A 1,085-nucleotide genomic window follows, 5' to 3' on the forward strand; every position below is an offset into this window, starting at 1 on the left:
GCCTTACGAATATCTTTGAAGAAAGTTTCGTTCTTTGCCCAACCGTCTGTATGTTTCGTTTCGTTTTCACCAATACGAGCACGAACGTACATAGTGCCGGCTTCTTCAAAGCTGTACTGAACGATTGGTTCAATATACATCTCGGTGAAATCGCTGGCTTCATTGAGTGAACCGTTTCCGGTTTTCGCTTTATTTTCTTTAACTTGATAGTAGAGCTCAGCTGCAACTTCCCACTGACCAAAGCGCTTGTAAGGTTTAAATAAGAGGCTGTAACCTTCCTCTTCACGAGAACCCCAAGCACTCTTATCTGAATCGTTGTATAGGTACTCTAGGTTTGAATAGAAGCCCGCTGAATATTCATTATTCCAGTACGTAAGGTATGGACGAATACTGTGCTCAGCTTTCGTGGTTTTCAAGCCGTCTACTTTCGCAGAAGTAACAATATCACCCTTTGTATATTCCAACTCATAGATCAAGCCCGTTCCCCAACCATTTCCTAGCTGAAAACTTTTATTTAATGATAATAAGTGCTTATATCCATTTTCTGTTTCTGCGTATGCGCCTTTCTTTTTCTTACGATTTTCAAGTTTGAACGCGTAAAGTGCGGTCGCATTCCACGCAGCGTTGTTATAGAAGACGTTAAACACTTCATGAGTCGTTGTACGCTCTTTAGACTTGCCACCACCCCATGATGCAAAATCAGTGATGTTTTTCTCTTCGACTTCAATCGATGTTCCAACATGCCCACCAAATTTTAAAGCGTCATAAAAAAAGATATCACTTGGAGACATAGTTCGGTCATCAGCAGCCGAAGCGCCAGCACTAATAAGTAGAGTGTTGGTGATCACTACAGACAATAATGTTTTTTTCACGGTCATTCCTTATTGATTCTTCACTGAATCATTTGTTGTTATTTGTAGGGTTATTTTTGTTCACTGTTTCTCTTTATCTATCCACTGTGTCTCTTGATAGGCTTGCTGATTTCGCAACATTTAACCAGAAAAACATAGTCGTCCGTAATGAACGCCTATTTATTGTTCTAGAATTATAAATGTTTTGCTTCCTATTGAATTTAGAAATGAGAG

The 1,085-nt window shown here is 39.5% G+C and carries 1 protein-coding gene; it reads right to left on the reverse strand.

The window, feature by feature from the left end; genetic code table 11:
• Positions 1–878 (reverse strand): porin (locus tag AB4496_RS25825; RefSeq protein ID WP_372132711.1); only part of this gene is annotated, 878 nt, incomplete at its 3' end.
• Positions 879–1,085 lie beyond the last annotated feature (207 nt).

Source organism: Vibrio sp. 10N.222.46.A1 (genome assembly GCF_041473595.1).
In the GTDB taxonomy this organism is placed as follows: domain Bacteria; phylum Pseudomonadota; class Gammaproteobacteria; order Enterobacterales; family Vibrionaceae; genus Vibrio; species Vibrio tasmaniensis_A.